Raw genomic sequence first — 20,688 nt, 5'->3', positions numbered from 1 at the left:
TCGTTATTAAGCAGGTAAAGCAGACCCTCGCGGCGGCGCGCGGGTATCGGGAAAGAGCCAGGGGAAGAAATGCCAGTGGCTTATCGTTGGCAGGAAGGGAACAACGTTAACGCGCAGCAGTAGCGCGCATAACAGCACGCACAACGCCAGTATCATCCCCGGCACGTGGGTCAACAAAACGCAGTAGCCGCAGGCCTCGCCATGGTCAACGGGCATGTTTTGCGGCACGGAGTGGTGTGCCAGCATAGGCATGCTCATTTCATGGTGCATGCCCGGCATCGCGCTCATCGCCGTTGGCTGGAGCGATATGGAAACCAGCGGTGCAAAAACAATCAGCGCCATAGCAAACAGCGCAAGCCAGGCGGCCCGCCGTTTAAATGCGATGATATGGGTGATTTTGCCGTTCACGCTACCCTCCAGAGAACAAGGGTATTGTAAATGATTTAGCAACCAAATGTTAACGCAAGGTGCGCATGAAGATAAAAAAAGGGCCAGCCTTTCGGCCAGCCCTTTTTAACAGGATGTCGCTTGCGCGAATCTTAGTTAAGACGCTCTTTGATACGAGCAGACTTACCAGTGCGCTCACGCAGGTAGTACAGTTTAGCTTTACGTACAGCACCACGACGTTTAACAGCAATGCTGTCAACTACCGGAGAGTGAGTCTGGAAGACACGCTCAACGCCTTCGCCGTTGGAAATTTTACGAACAGTGAATGCAGAGTGCAGACCGCGGCTACGAATAGCGATAACCACGCCCTCAAATGCCTGCAGACGTTTTTTGGAACCTTCAACAACCCATACTTTCACTTCCACGGTATCACCCGGACGGAAGGAAGGTACGTCCTGCTTCATCTGTTCTTGTTCAAGTTGCTTAATAATGTTGCTCATAATTTAATCTCTTATCCTGGGTAAACTGATATTTGGGGGTCTCAGACCAGCCCATCATGTTTATGTTGCTGTTGTGCGTGTTCCTGTTTGAACTCCGCCAGCAACCTTGCTTGCTCTTCAGTCAGAGCCAGGTTTTCCAGAAGTTCAGGTCTTCTAAGCCAGGAGCGGCCCAGCGACTGCTTCAAACGCCAGCGACGTATCTCAGCATGGTTTCCCGACAGCAGAACCGGCGGTACTTCCATCCCTTCCAACACTTCAGGGCGAGTGTAGTGCGGACAGTCCAGCAACCCATCGGCAAACGAATCTTCGAATGCTGAAGCTTCATGACCCAGTACACCCGGAATAAACCGGGAAACGGAGTCGATCAGCGTCATTGCCGGTAACTCTCCACCGCTGAGAACGTAATCGCCGATAGACCATTCTTCGTCAATCTCGGTCTGAATCACGCGCTCATCGATACCTTCGTAGCGACCGCATACCAGAATCAGCTTTTGATTCGTGGCCAGTTCACTGACGCCCGCTTGATCAAGCTTGCGTCCCTGAGGTGACAGATAAATCACCTTTGCGCCTTCACCTGCCGCGGCTTTTGCTGCATGAATGGCGTCCCGTAAAGGTTGCACCATCATTAACATCCCCGGTCCGCCGCCGTAAGGACGATCGTCCACGGTACGGTGCCGGTCATGCGTGAAGTCACGAGGACTCCAGCTCTGGATGCTCAGCAGGCCATTTTTTACTGCCCGGCCAGTTACCCCGTAATCGGTAATTGCGCGGAACATTTCAGGAAACAGGCTAATTATGCCAATCCACATAGCGCCGTCTTTTACCGTTTATCCGGTGGTTTAAAAACCAGGATCCCAATCTACTTCGATAGTACGAGTAGCGAGATCGACTTTCTTGATAACCTGCCCATCGAGGAACGGAACCAACCGCTCCTTGATACCAAATGCATCTTTCAGGTTTGCCTTAATGACGAGAACGTCATTCGACCCGGTTTCCATCATATCGATGACTTTACCGAGACCGTAGCCTTCCGTAGTCACTACCTGGCAGCCCATCAGGTCTTTCCAGTAATAGCTTCCATCTTCCAGCGCCGGCAGCTGCGAGGAATCCACGATAATTTCGCAGTTCGTCAGCAGATTCGCGGCATCGCGATCGTCAACGCCTTTCAGCTTAATGACGATATCCTGATTGTGGTAGCGCCAGCTTTCCAGCTCAACGGTCTGCCACTGACCCGCCTTCTGGATTAACCAGGGCTGATAGTCAAAAATGCTTTCGGCGTCTTCGGTGGAGGAAAACACTCTGAGCCAACCACGGATACCGTAGGAAGAACCCATTTTCCCCAATACGATCGGATCAACAGGTGCTTGTGCGGTGTGTTGCTTGCTCATCATGACCACCGTGACAGATTAAGCTGCTTTTTTAGCTTCTTTGATCAGCGCAGATACGCGATCAGAGATAGTTGCGCCCTGGCCAACCCAGTGTGCGATACGATCCAGATCCAGGCGGGTGCCTTCTTCCGAACCAGAAGCGATCGGGTTGAAGAAACCAACGCGCTCAATGAAGCGACCGTTACGTGCGTTACGGCTGTCAGTAACAACAACCTGGTAGAACGGACGCTTTTTAGCGCCGTGACGAGCTAAACGAATAGTTACCATAACATCCTCTTGTGTGAATAGAACAACCGGGCCCCATCGAGGGAAGGGGCCCGGTGTCATATTAAAAGCCCGAAAATTTTACTCATTTTTGGGCAAAATGCAATCCGTATTATCTGCCAGGGAATCCCGGGGGCATCATACCCTTCATTCCGCGCATCATTTTCATCATGCCGCCTTTCGACTTCATCTTCTTCATCATGCGCTGCATGTCATCGAACTGCTTCAATAGACGGTTCACGTCCTGCACCTGCAGGCCACAGCCCTGAGCGATACGACGCTTGCGGGAACCCTTGATGATTTCCGGCTTCGCGCGCTCTTTCAGCGTCATCGAGTTGATGATCGCTTCCATACGCACCAGCACTTTGTCATCCATCTGCGATTTGACGTTGTCAGGAATCTGACCCATGCCCGGCAACTTGCCCATCAGGCTCGCCATGCCGCCCATGTTTTTCATCTGCTTGAGCTGTTCCAGGAAGTCATTCAGGTCGAAACCGTCGCCTTTCTTCAGCTTGGTCGCCAGCTTCTCAGCCTGCGCGCGGTCAACCTTGCTCTCGATATCTTCAATCAGCGACAGTACGTCGCCCATGCCGAGAATACGGGACGCGATACGATCCGGGTGGAACGGCTCCAGCGCTTCGGTTTTTTCACCTACGCCGAGGAACTTGATTGGCTTACCGGTAATGTGGCGAATAGACAACGCCGCCCCGCCGCGTGCATCACCGTCGACCTTGGTCAGCACCACGCCGGTCAGCGGCAGCGCTTCGTTAAAGGCTTTAGCGGTATTCGCCGCATCCTGGCCGGTCATGGCGTCAACGACAAACAGGGTTTCTACTGGCTTAATGGCCGCGTGAACCTGTTTGATTTCGTCCATCATCGCTTCATCAACGTGCAGACGACCGGCGGTATCCACCAGCAGCACGTCGTAGAATTTCAGCTTCGCTTCTTTCAGCGCCGCGTTAACGATGTCGATAGGCTTCTGGCCAACGTCGGACGGGAAGAAGTCCACGCCCACCTGCTCGGCCAGGGTTTCCAGCTGTTTAATCGCCGCCGGGCGATAGACGTCGGCAGAGACCACCAGCACTTTCTTCTTGTGCTTTTCACGCAGGAATTTACCCAGCTTACCGACGCTGGTGGTTTTACCCGCACCCTGCAGGCCCGCCATCAGCACCACGGCCGGCGGCTGCGCGGCCAGGTTGAGCGTCTGGTTCTCTTCGCCCATCGCCGAAACCAGTTCGCTACGGACGATTTTGACGAACTCCTGACCCGGGGTCAGGCTTTTGTTAACTTCATGACCAACCGCTTTCTCTTTTACGCGATTGATAAAATCACGCACTACCGGCAGCGCAACGTCAGCCTCCAGCAGCGCCATGCGCACTTCGCGCAGCGTCTCTTTTACGTTGTCTTCAGTAAGGCGTCCACGGCCACTGATATTGCGCAGCGTGCGCGACAAACGATCGGTTAAATTATCAAACATTGTCTCTCGCCTGGGGTGGAAACGGTGAGTCGCTTGCGCGACCAAAAAACGGAAATTTGCGGGAGTATAACACGACACCGAGCGAGTTGTGAGGCCACGGTGGGCGCTGATATCGCGTAACGTGACATCGCCGCCTTCACATAGCCTGTGCGCCTTGATACAACTCGATGGATTTTGCGTATATACTGCTTCTCTTTCTTCTTTTTGACGACTGCCGACTCTTTATGCCTGTTTTTGCCCTGCTCGCGCTTGTTGCCTACTCCGTCAGCCTGGCGCTGATTATTCCCGGTCTGCTGCAAAAAAACAGCGGCTGGCGGCGTATGGCGATTCTCTCCGCCACCGTCGCGCTGGTATGCCACGCCTTCGCGCTGGAAGCCCGCATTCTGCCGGGCGGTGAAAGCGGGCAAAACCTCAGCCTGTTAAACGTCGGCTCGTTGGTGAGCCTGATGATCTGCACGGTGATGACGATCGTCGCCTCGCGTAACCGCGGCTGGCTGCTGTTGCCTATTGTCTACGCGTTTGCGCTCATCAACCTCGCCTTCGCGACCTTTATGCCCAACGAGTTTATTACCCACCTGGAAGCCACGCCGGGCATGATGGTGCATATTGGGCTCTCGCTGTTCTCCTATGCCACGCTGATCATCGCCGCCCTGTACGCGCTACAGCTGGCGTGGATTGACTACCAGCTCAAAAACAAAAAGCTGGCATTCAGTCATGAAATGCCGCCGTTGATGGTCATTGAACGCAAAATGTTTCACATCACTCAGGTGGGCGTCGTCCTGCTCACCCTGACGCTTTGTACCGGTCTGTTTTACATGCATAACCTGTTCAGCATGGAAAATATCGACAAGGCCGTCCTTTCCATCATCGCCTGGTTCGTCTATATCGTGTTGTTATGGGGCCACTATCATGAAGGGTGGCGAGGCCGCCGGGTAGTCTGGTTTAACGTCGCGGGCGCAGGCATTCTGACGCTCGCCTACTTTGGTAGCCGCGTCATTCAACAATTCGTGAGCTAAGTACTAAGGAATTCTCTTGGAACATATTTCTACCACCACGCTGATCGTGACGCTGATCATCATGGTGGTCATCTCCGCCTATTTCTCCGGCTCTGAAACCGGCATGATGACGCTAAACCGCTATCGGCTGCGCCACCTTGCCAAACAGGGAAACAAACCCGCAAAGCGCGTTGAGAAGCTGCTGCAAAAGCCCGATCGTTTAATCAGCCTCGTGCTGATTGGCAACAACCTCGTCAATATCCTGGCCTCTGCGCTCGGCACCATCGTCGGGATGCGCCTGTACGGCGACCTGGGCGTCGCTATCGCCACCGGGGTGCTGACCTTTGTGGTGCTGGTGTTTGCCGAAGTGCTGCCGAAAACTATTGCCGCACTCTACCCTGAGAAAGTCGCCTACCCCAGCAGCTTCCTGCTGGCACCGCTTCAGATACTGATGATGCCGCTGGTCTGGCTGCTGAATCTGATCACCCGCATCCTGATGCGCATGATGGGCATCAAAACCGATATCACCATCAGCAGTTCGCTCAGCAAAGACGAGCTGCGCACCATCGTGAACGAGTCGCGCTCGCAGATCTCCCGCCGCAATCAGGACATGCTGCTGTCGGTGCTGGACCTGGAAAAAGTCAGCGTCGACGACATCATGGTGCCGCGCAATGAGATCGTCGGCATCAACATCAACGACGACTGGAAATCCATTGTGCGCCAGCTGACGCATTCGCCGCACGGCCGCATTGTGTTGTATCGCGACTCGCTGGATGATGCCATCAGCATGCTGCGCGTGCGCGAAGCCTACCGGCTGATGACCGAGAAAAAAGAGTTCACCAAAGAGGTGATGCTGCGCGCCGCCGATGAGATTTACTTCGTCCCGGAGGGTACCCCGCTGAGTACTCAGTTGGTTAAATTCCAGCGTAATAAAAAGAAAGTGGGCCTGGTGGTCGACGAATATGGCGATATTCAGGGGCTGGTGACGGTTGAGGATATTCTGGAGGAGATCGTTGGCGACTTTACCACCTCGATGTCTCCTTCGCTCGCCGAAGAGGTTAACCCGCAAAACGACGGCTCGGTGATTATCGATGGCGGCGCCAACGTACGCGAACTCAATAAAGCCTTCAACTGGCATCTGCCGGAAGACGAAGCGCGTACGATGAACGGAATGATTGTCGAAGCGCTGGAAGAGATCCCGGCGGCAGGCACGCGGGTGCGTATCGCCCACTATGATATTGATATTCTCGACGTGCAGGATAACGTGATTAAGCAGGTTCAGGTGAACCCGATAAGACCGCTGCGCGACAGCGTCGCGGAGTAAGACGCACCCTCTCCCCTGGCGGGGAGAGGGTTAAAACAACGTCAGGCCTTCGCCTTCGCGACGGACACCATCGCCGCACGAATGGTTCGGCCGTTCAGGGTATACCCCTTCTGCATCACCATCAGCACGTTGCCAGCGGCAACGTCATCGGACTCAACCATCGCAATGGCCTGGTGTACGTTCGGGTCCATCGGCACATCGATATCCGCAACCACCTGCACGCCAAACTTCGCCACCACATCCAGCATCGACTTACGGGTCAGTTCGATCCCTTCGACCATTGCCGCCATGGTTTCGTTGTCTTTGTTCGCCACTTCCAGCGCGCGGTCCAGGCTATCCAGCACCGGCAACAGTTCGTTGACGAATTTTTCCAGCGCAAACTTATGCGCCTTCTCAACGTCAATCTCAGTACGACGACGCAGGTTTTCCATCTCAGCCTTCACGCGCAGCACACTTTCACGCTCGCGGGTTTCAGCTTCCGCTAACTGCGATTCAAGGTTCGCAATTTTTTCATCGCGCGGATCCACCTGTTCAGCAGAAGCGTTTGGTTCAACCGCCTCAACTTCTTCGTGCTGTTCCATGATAATTTCTTCCGGGGATTGCCCCTCAGGCGTTTTCTGTTCTTTACTACTCATGAATTTCTCCGCGTTTTTTCGCAATCATCTCGCTAACCTGGATTATTATGGGGATCTGATTCCGGGTTTCAAGGGAAGCTCTCACATTGTCACCAATCTTCGACACAAGGACATTCAGAAAATGAACAATCATTTCAAGTGTATCGGTATTGTAGGACACCCCCGTCACCCGACGGCCCTGACGACACATGAAATGCTCTATCGCTGGCTGAGTACCAAAGGCCTCGATGTGATTGTCGAACGCCAGATTGCCCAGGAGCTCAAGCTGGACAATGTGAAAACCGGCACGCTGGCAGAAATTGGTCAGAAAGCGGACCTGGCGGTGGTGGTGGGCGGCGACGGCAACATGCTTGGCGCAGCGCGTACGCTGGCCCGCTACGACATCAGCGTCATCGGCATTAACCGTGGCAACCTCGGTTTTCTTACCGACCTCGATCCGGACAATGCCCATCAGCAGCTTGCCGACGTGCTGGACGGCAACTACATCGCCGAAAAACGCTTTCTGCTGGAGGCGCAGGTCTGCCAGCAAAATTGCCAGAAACGCATCAGTACCGCCATCAATGAAGTGGTGCTGCACCCGGGCAAAGTGGCGCACATGATTGAATTTGAAGTCTACATTGATGAGACTTTCGCTTTTTCACAGCGCTCCGATGGCCTGATAATCTCCACGCCGACCGGTTCTACCGCTTATTCACTCTCCGCCGGAGGCCCGATTCTCACGCCGTCGCTGGACGCCATCACGCTGGTCCCCATGTTCCCACACACGCTCTCGGCGCGCCCGCTGGTGATCAACGGCGACAGTACCATTCGCCTGCGCTTCTCGCACCGCCGTAGCGATCTGGAGATCAGCTGTGACAGCCAGATAGCCCTGCCTATCCAGGAAGGTGAAGATGTGCTGATTCGCCGCTGCGATTATCACCTGAATCTGATTCACCCCAAAGACTATAGCTATTTCAACACATTAAGCACCAAGCTCGGCTGGTCAAAAAAATTGTTCTAATTTTACCGCCACCTCTTTACTGGATAAAAAACCAGTCTATACTGTATGAAAACACAGTTATGGGTTTTCATACAGGAAAGCGGCTATGTTGGCACAACTGACCATCAGCAATTTTGCAATCGTTCGTGAACTTGAAATCGACTTCAACAGCGGCATGACGGCCATCACCGGGGAAACCGGTGCCGGTAAATCTATTGCAATTGATGCCCTCGGCCTGTGCCTGGGCGGCCGCGCAGAGGCCGATATGGTACGCGCCGGTGCCAGCCGTGCCGACCTATGCGCACGCTTCGCCCTAAAAGATACGCCTGCCGCCCTGCGCTGGTTAGAAGAAAACCAGTTGGAAGACGGCCGCGAGTGCCTGCTCCGCCGCGTCATCAGCAGCGACGGTCGCTCACGCGGCTTTATTAACGGTACCGCGGTACCGCTCTCGCAGCTACGGGAGCTGGGCCAGCTGTTGATTCAAATCCACGGCCAGCATGCGCACCAGCAGTTGGTCAAACCCGAACATCAAAAGCATCTGCTCGACGCCTACGCCGGCGAGTCCGAACTGGCTCGCCAAATGGCGGAGCACTACCGTCAGTGGAACCAAAGCTGCCGTGACCTTGCCACCCATCAGCAGCAAAGTCAGGAACGAACCGCCCGCGCAGAGCTGCTGCAGTACCAGTTGAAAGAGCTTATCGAGTTCAATCCGCAGCCGGGTGAATACGAACAGATCGATGAAGAATACAAACGCCTTGCCAACAGCGGGCAACTTATCGCAACCAGCCAGCACGCGCTGGCTATTCTGGCCGACGGCGAAGAGGTCAATCTACAAAGCCAGCTTTATACCGCGCGTCAGTTAGCCGGAGAGCTCGCCAGCATGGACGGTAAACTGTCCGGCGTGCTGTCCATGCTGGAAGAGGCCGCAATTCAGCTGAGCGAGGCCAGCGATGAACTGCGTCATTACTGCGACCGTCTGGATCTCGATCCTAATCGCCTGTTTGAGCTGGAGCAGCGGCTGTCTAAGCAGATTTCGCTTGCGCGGAAACATCAAATCGCGCCGGAAGCCTTGCCGGAATACTACCAGTCATTACTTGATGAGCAGCAACAGCTGGACGATCAAAGCGACTCGCTGGAGACGCTGAAACTCGCGGTCTCGCGCTATCACGATCTGGCGCTGGAAACCGCACGTCAGCTGCACGATCAGCGACAGGCAAGCGCTCAGGAGCTGGCACAGCTGATTACCGACAGCATGCACATGCTCTCCATGCCGCACGGCGTCTTTGATATCGACGTTAGCTTTGAAGAACAGCACCTGACGGCTGAAGGCGCTGACCGTATTGAGTTTCGCGTCACGACCAACCCGGGCCAGCCGCTGCAGGCCATTGCGAAAGTGGCGTCCGGCGGTGAACTGTCACGCATTGCGCTGGCCATTCAGGTCATCACGGCGCGTAAAATGGAAACCCCGGCGCTGATTTTTGATGAAGTGGACGTCGGCATCAGCGGTCCGACGGCGGCGGTTGTTGGCAAACTGCTGCGCCAGTTGGGTGAATCAACGCAGGTGATGTGCGTTACCCACCTGCCGCAGGTGGCTGGCTGCGGTCATCACCACTTCTACGTCAGCAAAGAAACCGACGGCGCCATGACTGAAACGCACATGCAGCCGCTGGACAAACGCGCGCGCCTGCAAGAGCTGGCACGCCTGTTAGGCGGCAGTGAAGTCACGCGGAATACGCTGGCGAATGCGAAAGAGTTGCTGGCCGCATAAACTTTTTGGATTTCTTACAGTCTGAGTTCACAATAAAAACGCCGTCAGACCTGATATCAAAGGTTTCCAACTTACCTCAGGTCTATTATCATCGGCACATGACATATGAGCCGCGTACTGCTCGGGCCCGAAAAGGAATCAAATCACTATGCGCTGTAAAACGCTGACTGCTGCCGCAGCGGTTCTTCTGATGATGACTGCAGGCTGTTCCACTCTGGAGCGAGTGGTTTACCGTCCTGATATTAGTCAGGGGAACTACCTGGCACCTAACGATGTAGCCAAAATCCATACGGGTATGACCCAGCAACAGGTAGCCTACACCTTAGGTACCCCGATGATGACCGACCCGTTCGGCACCAACACCTGGTTCTACGTGTTCCGCCAGCAGCCAGGCCATGAAGCCGCGACCCAGCAAACGCTGACGCTGACCTTCAACAGCAGCGGCGTGTTGACCAATATCGACAACAAGCCAGCGCTGACCAAATAAGCTAGCCTGTAATGACAAAAAAGCGCTCACTGAGCGCTTTTTTATTGTCCATTCGTTAGCGGCGGCTATCCCTTTTTCTGTGCTGATTTCTCGGCACGCTGGCGACGCAGCTCTTTCGGGTCGGCAATCAGCGGGCGATAAATCTCAACCCGGTCGCCGTCATGAACTTCGTCCTGCAGCTTCACCGGGCGACTATAAATACCCACCTTATTTTTGCTCAGGTCGATATCATCACGCAGCGCCAGCAGCCCGCTGGCTTGAATAGCGTGTTCTACCGTCGCCCCTTCATCGAGCATCACGCGCTGCAGATACTGCTTTTGCGGCAGCGCATAGGCCACTTCAACGGCTATTTTACCCGACACGGTAAACCTCTCTCGCGCGCATCGTAAACGCTTGCACCATGTTCAGCGCCAGCTCTTTAAAGATGCGACCAAACGCCAGCTCTATCAGTTTGTTGGTGAACTCAAAATCGAGCTGAAACTCAATCTTGCAGGCGTCAGCACTTAACGGCGTAAACTTCCAGCCGCCGATCAACGTCTTAAACGGCCCATCGACCAGATGCATCAGGATGCTTTGGTTATCGGTTAACGTATTGCGCGTGGTAAAGGTCTTACTGATGCCAGCCTTTGAGACATCGACCGCCGCCGTCATCTGCGTAGGACCAGACTCCAGAACGCGGCTGCCGGTACAACCAGGCAGGAAATCCGGGTAGGCATTCACATCATTCACCAGTTGATACATTTGCTCTGCGCTGTAGGGCACCAGCGCAGTACGGCTAATCTGAGGCATAGCAATTTCCATGATCAAACACGGCGTAAATAGTATCATTTATCTCCGGTTAAAAAAAACGGACGCGGGCTATATCGTGCTAAGATAGCGTATTGCGCCTCGCGGGAGCTTGAGGCTATGTTTATCAGATTAGCGATAACTTCAGGATATTATGACAAAGAAAAAAGCACACAAACCTGGATCGGCCACCATTGCGCTGAATAAACGCGCCCGCCACGAATACTTTATCGAAGAAGAAATTGAGGCGGGTCTCGCCCTCCAGGGTTGGGAAGTCAAATCTCTGCGCGCAGGTAAAGCCAACATCGGCGACAGCTACGTCATTCTGAAAGATGGCGAAGCTTTCCTGTTCGGTGCCAACTTCACGCCGATGGCCGTGGCCTCCACCCACTACGTCTGCGATCCCACGCGTACCCGTAAACTGCTGCTTAACCAACGTGAGCTGGATAACCTGTACGGCCGCATCAACCGTGAAGGCTATACCGTCGTCGCCCTCTCCCTGTACTGGAAGAACGCCTGGTGTAAAGTCAAAATCGGCGTGGCGAAAGGGAAGAAACAGCACGACAAGCGTTCCGATCTGAAGGATCGTGAATGGCAGCTGGATAAAGCTCGCATTATGAAACATGCCGGGCGCTAGGCCATAGGCCATTTCTATAACCCCGATATTCTCCAGCAGCAACAGAGAGTATCGGGTTATCGGTTCTTGCCGTGGGGGGAAACCGTCAGTTATTTTCTCACTGACCGATGTTTATCCTTATTTGAAAAATAAAAATAACCTCTGTTTATTATTCATATCATCAATAATGAATAATATCTTTAACCCGTAGCTTGCTGAATATTTAAATAATCATGATATAGCATATATCATATTTCAAATGGCTTATATAAACATTACCCAATCAGGCCATTTCTTCATTTAAAATCAATTCAGACATTTCCTAAGACAGCAATTAAAACATAAATACCCACAATGATTAAGTAAGTACTGTCGCATGCCCTTAGCGCATGATTTAATATAAAAGCAGCGTGAATCAAGAGATTGATTACCTTCAACGCTTTCGCAAGCATCGTTTAACCTTGCTGTATTCAATGAAAAAAAAGCGCAATTCATCAGCTATTAACCATAGTTAAGTCATGCTTAATTTGTGATATGCGTTATTTTTAAGCTATACCGTAATCAACGGATAATTTAAAAACCATGGACGATCGCACAGCAATCGTCGTTATAAAAACAACGACAACCTAAATCAAATTTTAATTTGAGAATTATCTTAAAAACCCGTTCTGCAAGCGGGGCGGGATATTTTTGTCTGAAAGCCAGAAAACATTTATGCATTAACCAAAAAGTGATTTTAAAAACGACAGGCACTATCAGTTGATACCTCACTGAATGGAGTGAACCTATGGGCACCGTATCCGTCATTTCAAAATTGACCGCTGTCGCCAGCAACGTTGATGGCAACGTTATCACCCTCACTTCGCCTTCCATCGTGAAGCTACATCTGGATAGGTCCGATATCGCCTCCATGAAGCAGGTAAACCACGATCTGGTAATTACCCGACACTCTGGCGAAACGATCACCATTAAAAATTTCTACGCGGCCACTGGCGCCGATGCAAACCAACTGGTGCTTGAGGATGGCCAGGGGGCGCTATGGTGGGTGCAGGATACGAATGGAGCCGTTCATTTCGAGCACCTTGATAACATTGATGCACTGTTAGCCCTTTCAGGAACTCAACATGAAGGGGCCGCCGTTTGGCCGTGGGTGCTGGGCGGTCTGGGTGCAGCAGCCGGTATCGGGCTGGCTGCCGGTGGCGGTGGTGGTAACTCAAGCGGTGCAAGTACCGGCTCGTCGACCAATAGCAACGGCAACAACGGCGGTACCAGTAACAATAATAATGGCGCTGGCGATAATGGCGGCACCAGTAATAATAGTAGTGGTAATGATAATAGCCTGAATAACACCGGCACCCCGCCAGCGGCTCCGGCTATTGTTAGCGTAACCGAGAGCAACAAGCCAACGACGCCGATGGTCACCAGCGGTGTCGCAACTAACGATAGCCACCTGCAAATTAACGGTACCTCCGTTGCAAATGCCAAAATCATTATTTACAGCAACGGTACGGCTATCGGCAGCACCACCGCCGACGCCAACGGTAACTGGTCCTATCGTCCGGCAGACGGAACCTTTAAAGACGGGCAATACCAAATCACCGCCACCGCATCGGTGCTCGGCCAGGAAAGTAAAGAATCCGGCACCTTTGTACTGGTGCTGGATATGAGCGCGCCGGACGCCCCGCACAACCTGCAAATCTCTGCCGACGGCCTGCATCTCAGCGGCATTGGCGAAGTGGGCAGCACCATTACCATCACATCAGACTCCGGCAAAGTGCTCGGTACCGTCGTCGTTACCGACAGCGGCGGGGCGTTTACCGTCGATCTGAGCAGCAAACAGCTGAACGGCGAAACGCTGGACGCTTACGCGACCGATAAAGCAGGCAACACCAGCCTTCCCGGGATTATCGTGGCTCCGGACACCACGCCGCCGGACGCGCCTGTTCTGTACAGCCTCTCCGTTGACGGAACGCACCTTTATGGCCTGGCCGAAATCGGCAGCACGGTTACCGTCACCGACGGTCACGGCACGCCCATTGGTTCTGTGAAGGTCACGTCTAACGACGGCAGCTTTACGATCGATCTGAATCCGGCACAGCTCGCTGGTGATTTATTGACCGCCGTTGCCAAAGACGCGGCCAATAATATCAGCCTGCCGTCAACGATCCTGTCCACCGACTTAACCCCGCCAACCGCACCGGACCAACTCCAGATTGCCGACAACGGCGCCACGCTCAGCGGCCATGCGGAGGCCGGTAGCCTGGTGATTATCACCGGGCCAGATACCCACGAAATCGGCCGCGGCTACGCGGATGAATCAGGTCATTTCAGCATCGCACTGCAGCCGCAGCAAATTAACGGCGAGCTGCTGAGCGTTACCGCCACCGACGCCTCGCACAATCAGAGCCTGCCGGCAACGATCGCCGCGCCGGACATCACTCCGCCAGCTCAACCCGTCATTACCGCGCTGGTTAACGATGCCGAGGCGCTGATTGATAAATTAACCAATGACGCCACGCCAAAACTGACCGGTACCGCCGAAGCCCATGCGACGGTAAAAATCTACGATAATACCAACACCTACCTCGGCTATACCCAAGCAGATGGTCAGGGTCACTGGAGCTTCACGGCGAACGGCAATCTGCCCAATGGCGGCCATGTGTTCACCGCCGTCGCCGTCGATAGCGCGGGCAATCTCAGTATACCTTCGGCCCCGGTGAGCGTCGTTATCGACACGATCCCGCCGACAACGCCAGCGATCATTCAGCTCAACGACGCGGTTTCCCCGGCCGTTGGCGCCGTACTCAATAACGGAGCAACCAACGATCCGGCCGCGAAGCTCACCGGCAGCGGCGAAAGCGGCTCCACCGTACATATCTCGCTGAATGGAACCGAGGTGGGTACCGCACTGGTCGATCAAAACGGCGTCTGGTCATATACCCTCAGCGCCATGCAAAGCGATAAAACTTACGTTGTAACGGCGACGGCAACCGATGCGGCGGGCAACACCAGCGGTATCTCCAACAGTTTTACCTTTACCTTCGATAACACGCCGCCAGCAGCGCCGGTCATCACCAGCGTCACCGACGATGTCGGGCTGTATCAGGGGACGATTAATCCGCTGAAGCCCATCACCGATGATACCAAACCCACGCTGAACGGCACCGCCGAAAAAGGTGCCGTCAGCGTCAGTATCTATGAGGGTTCCCGCTATCTCGGCAGCGCAACGGTTGATAGCACAACCCACACCTGGAGTTTTACCTTAGACGTACCGCTCACTAACGGTGACCATACCCTCAGCGTCTTCGCCGTCGATGCGGCCGGTAATGTCAGCACCACCTCCGCAGACTTTACGCTGAACGTCGATACGATTGCGCCAACCGCGCCTTTGTTCACGGTGACGGATGATTCAAGTGGTATTGGCCTGCCGCTGATTACGGGCCAGGTGACCAAAGATACGACCCCGACGCTCAACGGTATCGCGGAGGCGGGTTCGACGGTCGATATCTATGACAACGGTAACAAAATTGGCACGATTAACGTGGATAGCAGTCTCATATGGTCATTTAGCCCGACGCTGAGCGCGGGTTCCCATACGCTGACCGCTACCGCTACCGATGCTGCGGGCAACATCAGCAACGCCGCCGGGCCGTTTAACCTGTATGTCCAGAGCCCGACCGACACCGGGCCGGTCATCGTGGCAATTATCGACGATACGCCCCTCAATATCGGCAGCCTGGGTGATAATCAGGTGACGAACGACACGACCCCGCTCCTGACCGGCCTCGGCACTGCGGGGCAGTACGTCACCATCTACGTCGACGGCAAGGTAGTTGACTCGGTGTTAGTCGGTCTCGACGGCCAGTGGAGCTACGAGCTCTCGCTGAGCGAAGGTGCACACACCTTTTACGTCACTGAGCCGGACTTTGTCGACCCAAGTCCTCTCTTCCATACCACCATCGATATCACGCCGCCGGCGGTTTCAACGTTAGTGATCACCGACAACACCGGTGTCCTGAAAGGGCCGATTCTTAACGGTACCGTCACCGATGAAACACACCCCACCATCAGCGGTAAGACGGAGGCCGGCGCGCAGGTTATCATCTATGACAACCTCCTCGAACTGGGCCGCGTTACCGCCGACAGCAACGGAAACTGGTCATTTACGCCGGATAGCACCTACGCCGCCGGGTTGTTCCACAGCGTGTACGTCACCGCCACGGATGCCGCAGGCAATACCAGTACATCGCTGCCGATCGCCTATACAGTCTTCACGGTTCAGCCGCTGGCGCCGACAATTTTGACCGCAGATGACGACGTCGGAACCCTCCAGAATGTGCTCTATAACGGCAGCGCTACCGACGATAGTCGCCCTCTGCTGCACGGCACAAGCTTCGAAAGCAATGCCACGATCGCCATTTACGACAACGGTGTCTTTGTCACGAATGTAACCACCACGGTACTCGGTATCTGGTCCTGGCAGCCGTCCACCCCGCTGAAAGATGGTCCGCACAGCTTCACCGCCACGGTCACTAACGCTATCGGGGTAACCAGCGTAGCGTCCGGCTCATTCACCCTAACCATCGATACCGTTGCGCCGTCCGCACCGATTATTCTGCAGGCCAGCGACGGCAGCACGCCTATCGTCGGCATCCCAACCAATAAACCCAATCTGACGCTCAGCGGTACCGGGGAGGCTGGCGCCAAAATTATCATCTACGACAACGTGACCCACTCCGCCATAGCGACAACCACAGTCAACGCCGACAACAGCTGGAGCGTCTCCTTGACGGGGCTGTCTGACAACACCCACACGCTGACCGCGACGGCAACGGACGCCGCAGGCAACACCAGTATTGATTCGTCACCTTTCACCGTGATCGTCGATACCCAGCCACCGCAGGCTCCGATTATTATCACCGTGCATGATGATGTCGGCACACTGCAAAACGACCTGACGCAAAATCAGGTCACCGACGATAATCGTCCGACGCTTACCGGTACGGCAGAGCCGGGGGCAACCGTCACCATTTATGACGGCAACAAATCGATTGGCCAGGTGAAAGCGGACGCCTTAACCGGCGTGTGGTCCTTTACCCCAACCACCGCGCTGGCAGATGGCTCCCACACCTTAACCGCGAAAGCGACCGATGCCGCAGGCAACACGGGATTAGCCTCTAACTCGTTCACCGTCGTGGTCGATACCGCGGCCCCCAACGCGCCGGTCATCACGACCATTCTGGACGATACATTGCCGCAGGTCGGTAACGTAGCGGATCAGGGGGCCACCAACGACGTCATTCCGGTGCTCTCCGGTACAGCGGAAAAAAATACGCTCGTTGAGATTTTTGACAACGGCAAAAGTATTGGCACGACCACCGCCGACGGCTCCGGTAACTGGACATTTACGCCGCTCGTGCCGCTGCTCACCGGTACTCACGTGTTAACGGCGAAAGCCACCGATGCGGCTGGCAACGTGAGCGGCAGCTCCTCCAGCCGTACGCTAACCGTCGATTTGATCGCGCCGGATGCGCCAAAAGATCTCAGCGTCAACCTGGCAGGCAACATCCTTTCAGGAAGCGCCGAAGCTGGCAGTAAAGTCACCGTGGTGAGCGCCACCGGCGTCGTATTAGGCACCGGCACCGCCGACGCCACGGGCAAATTCAACATCACGCTCTCTCCGACGCAATCTAACGGAGAAAAACTGAGCGCCTACGCGACCGATGCGGCGGGTAACCAAGGGTTGCCGACCGACGTTTATGCACAGTTCAGCACCCTACCGGGCGCGCCGGTGATTAGCGCCATCATCGATGATTTTGGCAGCATTCAGGGCAGTATCGGCAACGGTAAAACAACCGACGATACCCTACCGACCCTCAACGGCACCGCCCAGGCGCGCGCCAGCGTCAACATCTATGACAACGGGAAACTGCTCGCCACCGTTACCGCAGACAACAACGGCGTCTGGCAGTATCAGACCACCACCGCGCTGGTAGAAGGCCCCCATATCTTTACCGCCACGGCGACCAACAGCACCGGCACCGGTCTGGCATCTGCTGCAATAACCATCATCGTCGATACCACCGCCCCCGCAGCACCGGATGCGCAGGTCAGCGCCGACGGCTATAGCATCAGTAACACAACGGGCACCCATACGGAAGCCAATGCGACCATCACCATCACGCTGCCTAACGGGAGCAAACTGACGGTGACGGCCGATGCCAGCGGCAACTGGTCCACCCTGCTGCCTTCACGGCTGGTGAGCGGCGAAACCCTTATCGTCAGCGCCACCGACGCGGCGGGGAATAAATCAGCGAATACCACGATCCACGCCCCCACGCTGCCGATCGCCGCTAACGATGACATCATCAACCTGACCGACATTACCACCAATGCCGTTGTCACCGTCAAACAGGCCAGCGGCTACGGCGCGCAGCTGATTAACGCGCTCGGCAACACCATTACCGTGCTGGCGGATAAAGTGGCGAAGGCAGAATTCACCGTCGACGCCAATAACACCGGCAGCGCCACCATCAATGCTATTGCGACCGGCACCGTCCTTTCACTGCTCAGCTCGCAGCTGATTGTGGTGCAGGTGTTTGATACCAATCTTCAGGCGTGGACAACCATTGTCGACTCCTCCCAGGCACAGTTCGCCAATCTGCTGACCCTCGGCGCCAGCGGTATATCTCTGCAAATGGACGGGCTGGCGGCGGGTAACTACCGGGTACTGAGCTACAACACCAGCATTCTGGCCGTTGGCGCCTATACCGGCATTAACGTCACGCTGACCGAAACCACCCCGGGAGTACTGACGGAAACGACGCCGCATCAGGGCAATCTGCTTACCGAAGGCAACGACGTCGCGCCAATTGGTACCGTCGTCTCGGCGATTACCCTCAACGGCGTATCCACCCCTGTCACCGCCGACCCGGCCGGAACGACCATTAACGGGAAGTACGGTAAGCTGGTGATTAACGCCAGCGGCGACTACACCTATACCCTTTATCCCACCACCACGGCGACGGCCCTCGGGCATTCCGACAGCTTTACCTACACCATCGTGCAGGGGGGCGTCAGCAGCTCCGCCAACCTGGTGATTACCCTGGGTGCTGGCAGTACCAGCGCGCTCACCGCGGTGGATGACAGCGTCAGCATGATTTACAACACCCAGGTCAACGCGGCAACGGCGGCTACGCTGCCTGCCAGCCAGACGAGCTATACGATCGTCAGCCTGGGTCTGGGAGACGTCATCTCCGTCGGCCTGCTGAAAGATATGCGTAACCCCACGCTGCTGAGCGTGGCCGAAGGTACCGACCGCGTCATCACTCTGCAAAGCTCTGCGGGCGGCGTGATGATCGGCGCGACCTTTGACCTCTATGTTTACCGCCTGAACGTGGTCACGCAGCAGTACGAGCTGTTCCAGTCAAAAACCAACTGGCTCATCGTGCCGCTGCTGGGGGGAAAATCGGACGCCACCACCCTGACGCTGCCGGGAGGCGAGTACCTGATTGTGATGAACTCCGCGCAGGGGCTGAACCTGCTGGGCGGCTACACCATCACTTACCTGGCGGACTACACCTATCGCGTCGATAGCCTTAGCGCGGCCGCCAGCGGCAACGTTCTGAGCAACGATGCCGGCATCGCCGCCACCGGCGCCCACGTCACCCAGGTCAACGGCGTCACCGTTGCCGGCAGCGGGACGACATCGATCGTCGGCAAATTCGGTACGCTGGTGATTGATGCCAACGGTAACTATACCTACACGCTGAAAAGCGGGGTCAGCGCAGGCAGCATTACCTCGCCGGACAGCTTTATCTACACCATCACCGCGCAAAACGGGACACAGGCCTCCGCGACGCTGAATATTCAACCTAGCGCACACGCGCTTGATGCGGTAGATGACGTCAGCAGCGCCATGTCGCTCAGCACCACGCAGGTCACGACCGCCGGGGCCAGCCTCATCGGCGCGGCCACCACGCTGGCAAAATCGACGTCGCACCTGGAAACCGATACCACCTTTACGGTGGCCGCCGGAACGGCGCTGAAGGCGGTGTCTATCAGCTTCAGCGTTGCCTCAAGCGTCGCCATCAGCAGCCTGGCGCTGAAATGGGTGCTGTATGAAGATGGCGTCCAGGTCGCCACTAACAGCGTCGCGAAAGGGGCGTTAACGCTGTTCAATAATGTGAATACGCTGAGCCTAAGCGGGTTGGAACTGAGCGCTGGCCATACCTATACCCTGCACCTGATTGCCGATATGGGCATTCCACAACTGGGCGCCATTACCATCACGCCGTCGTTCGTCGGCACCTCGTACGATCTGGACAACTTCCTGATCACCGGCAGCCACAACGTGACGGGGAATATTTACGACGGCAGCGACGCCGCTGGGGCGATGGACCAGCTCTCCGGCTCGCACACCACATTAACCATTAGCGGCTTCAACGGTAGCGTCGCCACCCTGACGCCGCTGCTCAACGCCACCACCACTAACCCGCTCAGCAGCCTGACCAGCGCGACCATTACCGGGCATTACGGTACGCTGACCGTCAATATTGACGGGTCGTACTCCTATACCCTGAACAGTAACGTGCACCCGTCCGACATCGTCAATAAAGAGGTGTTCACCTATACGCTGAACGATCAAAACGGCCACACCGATACCGCCACCTTAACCATTAACATGAATCCGCTGTTCACCAGCACTAACCAGTCGGACGTGATTATCGGCTCTGCTTACGGCGATACGCTGATTTATAACCTGCTGAACAGCACCGATGCTACCGGTGGTAACGGCGTGGATCACTGGAGCAACTTCTCGCTCGCTCAGGGGGACAAAATTGACATTCACAGCCTGCTGGTTGGCTGGGACGGCCAGTCGTCATCATTAGGCAATTTCCTGACGGTAACCGACACAGGAAAAGGGACGGTGATCTCAATTGACAGAGATGGCGCCAGCGGAACGAAATATTCTTCTACAGATTTGCTGGTTCTTGACGATGTACACAATATCAAGCTTAGCGATCTCGTCGAACAGAACCATATTGTTGTCGGATAAGTCATCGGCAAACGCCGGGCGCGG

The 20,688-nt window shown here is 55.3% G+C and carries 16 protein-coding genes; 7 read left to right on the top strand and 9 right to left on the bottom strand.

Going from position 1 to position 20,688, the window contains the following annotated elements:
* Nucleotides 1–6: 6 nt before the first annotated feature.
* The 6 genes from H7R56_RS06250 to ffh all read right to left on the bottom strand — a co-directional run bounded on the left by H7R56_RS06250 (nt 7) and on the right by ffh (nt 4,016).
* Complete coding sequence (locus tag H7R56_RS06250; protein ID WP_223878947.1) at nt 7–408, bottom strand: DUF2946 domain-containing protein; 402 nt, start codon at nt 406–408, stop codon at nt 7–9.
* 131 nt (nt 409–539) lie between these two features.
* Nucleotides 540–887, bottom strand: a complete 348-nt coding sequence (gene rplS, locus H7R56_RS06245) for a 50S ribosomal protein L19 (protein ID WP_006687325.1) — start codon at nt 885–887, stop codon at nt 540–542.
* A gap of 41 nt (nt 888–928) precedes the next feature.
* Complete coding sequence (gene trmD, locus H7R56_RS06240; RefSeq protein WP_106928408.1) at nt 929–1,696, bottom strand: tRNA (guanosine(37)-N1)-methyltransferase TrmD; 768 nt, start codon at nt 1,694–1,696, stop codon at nt 929–931.
* A 30-nt stretch (nt 1,697–1,726) separates the two neighbouring features.
* Entirely contained in the window at nt 1,727–2,275 is a 549-nt protein-coding gene (gene rimM, locus H7R56_RS06235) for a ribosome maturation factor RimM (RefSeq protein WP_035894946.1), read from the bottom strand.
* A gap of 18 nt (nt 2,276–2,293) precedes the next feature.
* Entirely contained in the window at nt 2,294–2,542 is a 249-nt protein-coding gene (gene rpsP / locus H7R56_RS06230; protein ID WP_181358019.1) for a 30S ribosomal protein S16, read from the bottom strand.
* A gap of 109 nt (nt 2,543–2,651) precedes the next feature.
* Nucleotides 2,652–4,016 carry a signal recognition particle protein gene (ffh, locus tag H7R56_RS06225; RefSeq protein ID WP_064543362.1) on the bottom strand — a complete coding sequence of 455 codons (1,365 nt, stop codon included), beginning with the start codon at nt 4,014–4,016 and terminating at the stop codon, nt 2,652–2,654.
* 224 nt (nt 4,017–4,240) lie between these two features.
* Between ffh and H7R56_RS06220 the strand changes: the two genes are divergently transcribed.
* Together H7R56_RS06220 and H7R56_RS06215 are read left to right on the top strand one after the other, a co-directional pair.
* Nucleotides 4,241–5,032 (top strand): cytochrome C assembly family protein, encoded by a 792-nt coding sequence (locus H7R56_RS06220; protein ID WP_106928444.1) that lies wholly within the window; start codon nt 4,241–4,243, stop codon nt 5,030–5,032.
* A gap of 16 nt (nt 5,033–5,048) precedes the next feature.
* Complete coding sequence (locus H7R56_RS06215) at nt 5,049–6,335, top strand: HlyC/CorC family transporter (protein ID WP_106928404.1); 1,287 nt, start codon at nt 5,049–5,051, stop codon at nt 6,333–6,335.
* 41 nt (nt 6,336–6,376) lie between these two features.
* On the opposite strand, the gene grpE is transcribed toward H7R56_RS06215, so the two are convergent.
* Entirely contained in the window at nt 6,377–6,970 is a 594-nt protein-coding gene (gene grpE, locus H7R56_RS06210) for a nucleotide exchange factor GrpE (protein WP_106928402.1), read from the bottom strand.
* Between the two features lie 121 nt (nt 6,971–7,091).
* Here grpE and nadK point away from each other — a divergent pair, with 121 nt between their 5' ends.
* The 3 genes from nadK (at nt 7,092) to bamE (ending at nt 10,204) form a co-directional block, all read left to right on the top strand.
* The gene (gene nadK / locus H7R56_RS06205; RefSeq protein ID WP_106928400.1) at nt 7,092–7,970 is read left to right on the top strand and encodes an NAD(+) kinase; all 879 of its coding nucleotides are present in this window, start codon (nt 7,092–7,094) and stop codon (nt 7,968–7,970) included.
* An 85-nt stretch (nt 7,971–8,055) separates the two neighbouring features.
* Nucleotides 8,056–9,717: a DNA repair protein RecN gene (gene recN / locus H7R56_RS06200; protein WP_106928398.1), complete on the top strand. Its 1,662-nt coding sequence runs from the start codon at nt 8,056–8,058 to the stop codon at nt 9,715–9,717.
* Between the two features lie 148 nt (nt 9,718–9,865).
* The gene (gene bamE, locus H7R56_RS06195; protein WP_106928396.1) at nt 9,866–10,204 is read left to right on the top strand and encodes an outer membrane protein assembly factor BamE; all 339 of its coding nucleotides are present in this window, start codon (nt 9,866–9,868) and stop codon (nt 10,202–10,204) included.
* A gap of 65 nt (nt 10,205–10,269) precedes the next feature.
* Here bamE and H7R56_RS06190 read toward each other — a convergent pair whose 3' ends face one another.
* The gene (locus H7R56_RS06190; protein WP_106928394.1) at nt 10,270–10,566 is read right to left on the bottom strand and encodes an RnfH family protein; all 297 of its coding nucleotides are present in this window, start codon (nt 10,564–10,566) and stop codon (nt 10,270–10,272) included.
* On the bottom strand, nt 10,556–10,993 hold the full coding sequence (locus H7R56_RS06185; RefSeq protein ID WP_197974850.1) for a type II toxin-antitoxin system RatA family toxin: 438 nt from the start codon (nt 10,991–10,993) through the stop codon (nt 10,556–10,558). Before H7R56_RS06185 ends, H7R56_RS06190 begins: the two co-directional genes overlap by 11 nt.
* Before the next feature lie 151 nt (nt 10,994–11,144).
* Between H7R56_RS06185 and smpB the strand changes: the two genes are divergently transcribed.
* Both smpB and H7R56_RS06175 read left to right on the top strand, forming a co-directional pair.
* Nucleotides 11,145–11,627: an SsrA-binding protein SmpB gene (gene smpB / locus H7R56_RS06180; RefSeq protein WP_106928390.1), complete on the top strand. Its 483-nt coding sequence runs from the start codon at nt 11,145–11,147 to the stop codon at nt 11,625–11,627.
* A 766-nt stretch (nt 11,628–12,393) separates the two neighbouring features.
* A complete protein-coding gene (locus H7R56_RS06175; RefSeq protein WP_106928388.1) occupies nt 12,394–20,664 on the top strand; it encodes a BapA/Bap/LapF family large adhesin in 8,271 nt (2,756 codons plus the stop codon).
* Nucleotides 20,665–20,688 lie beyond the last annotated feature (24 nt).

Source organism: Klebsiella sp. WP3-W18-ESBL-02, assembly GCF_014168815.1.
Taxonomy (GTDB): domain Bacteria; phylum Pseudomonadota; class Gammaproteobacteria; order Enterobacterales; family Enterobacteriaceae; genus Kluyvera; species Kluyvera ascorbata_B.
Note: the sequence above shows the minus strand (reverse complement) of the source record. Positions and strands in the feature narration are given on the sequence as shown.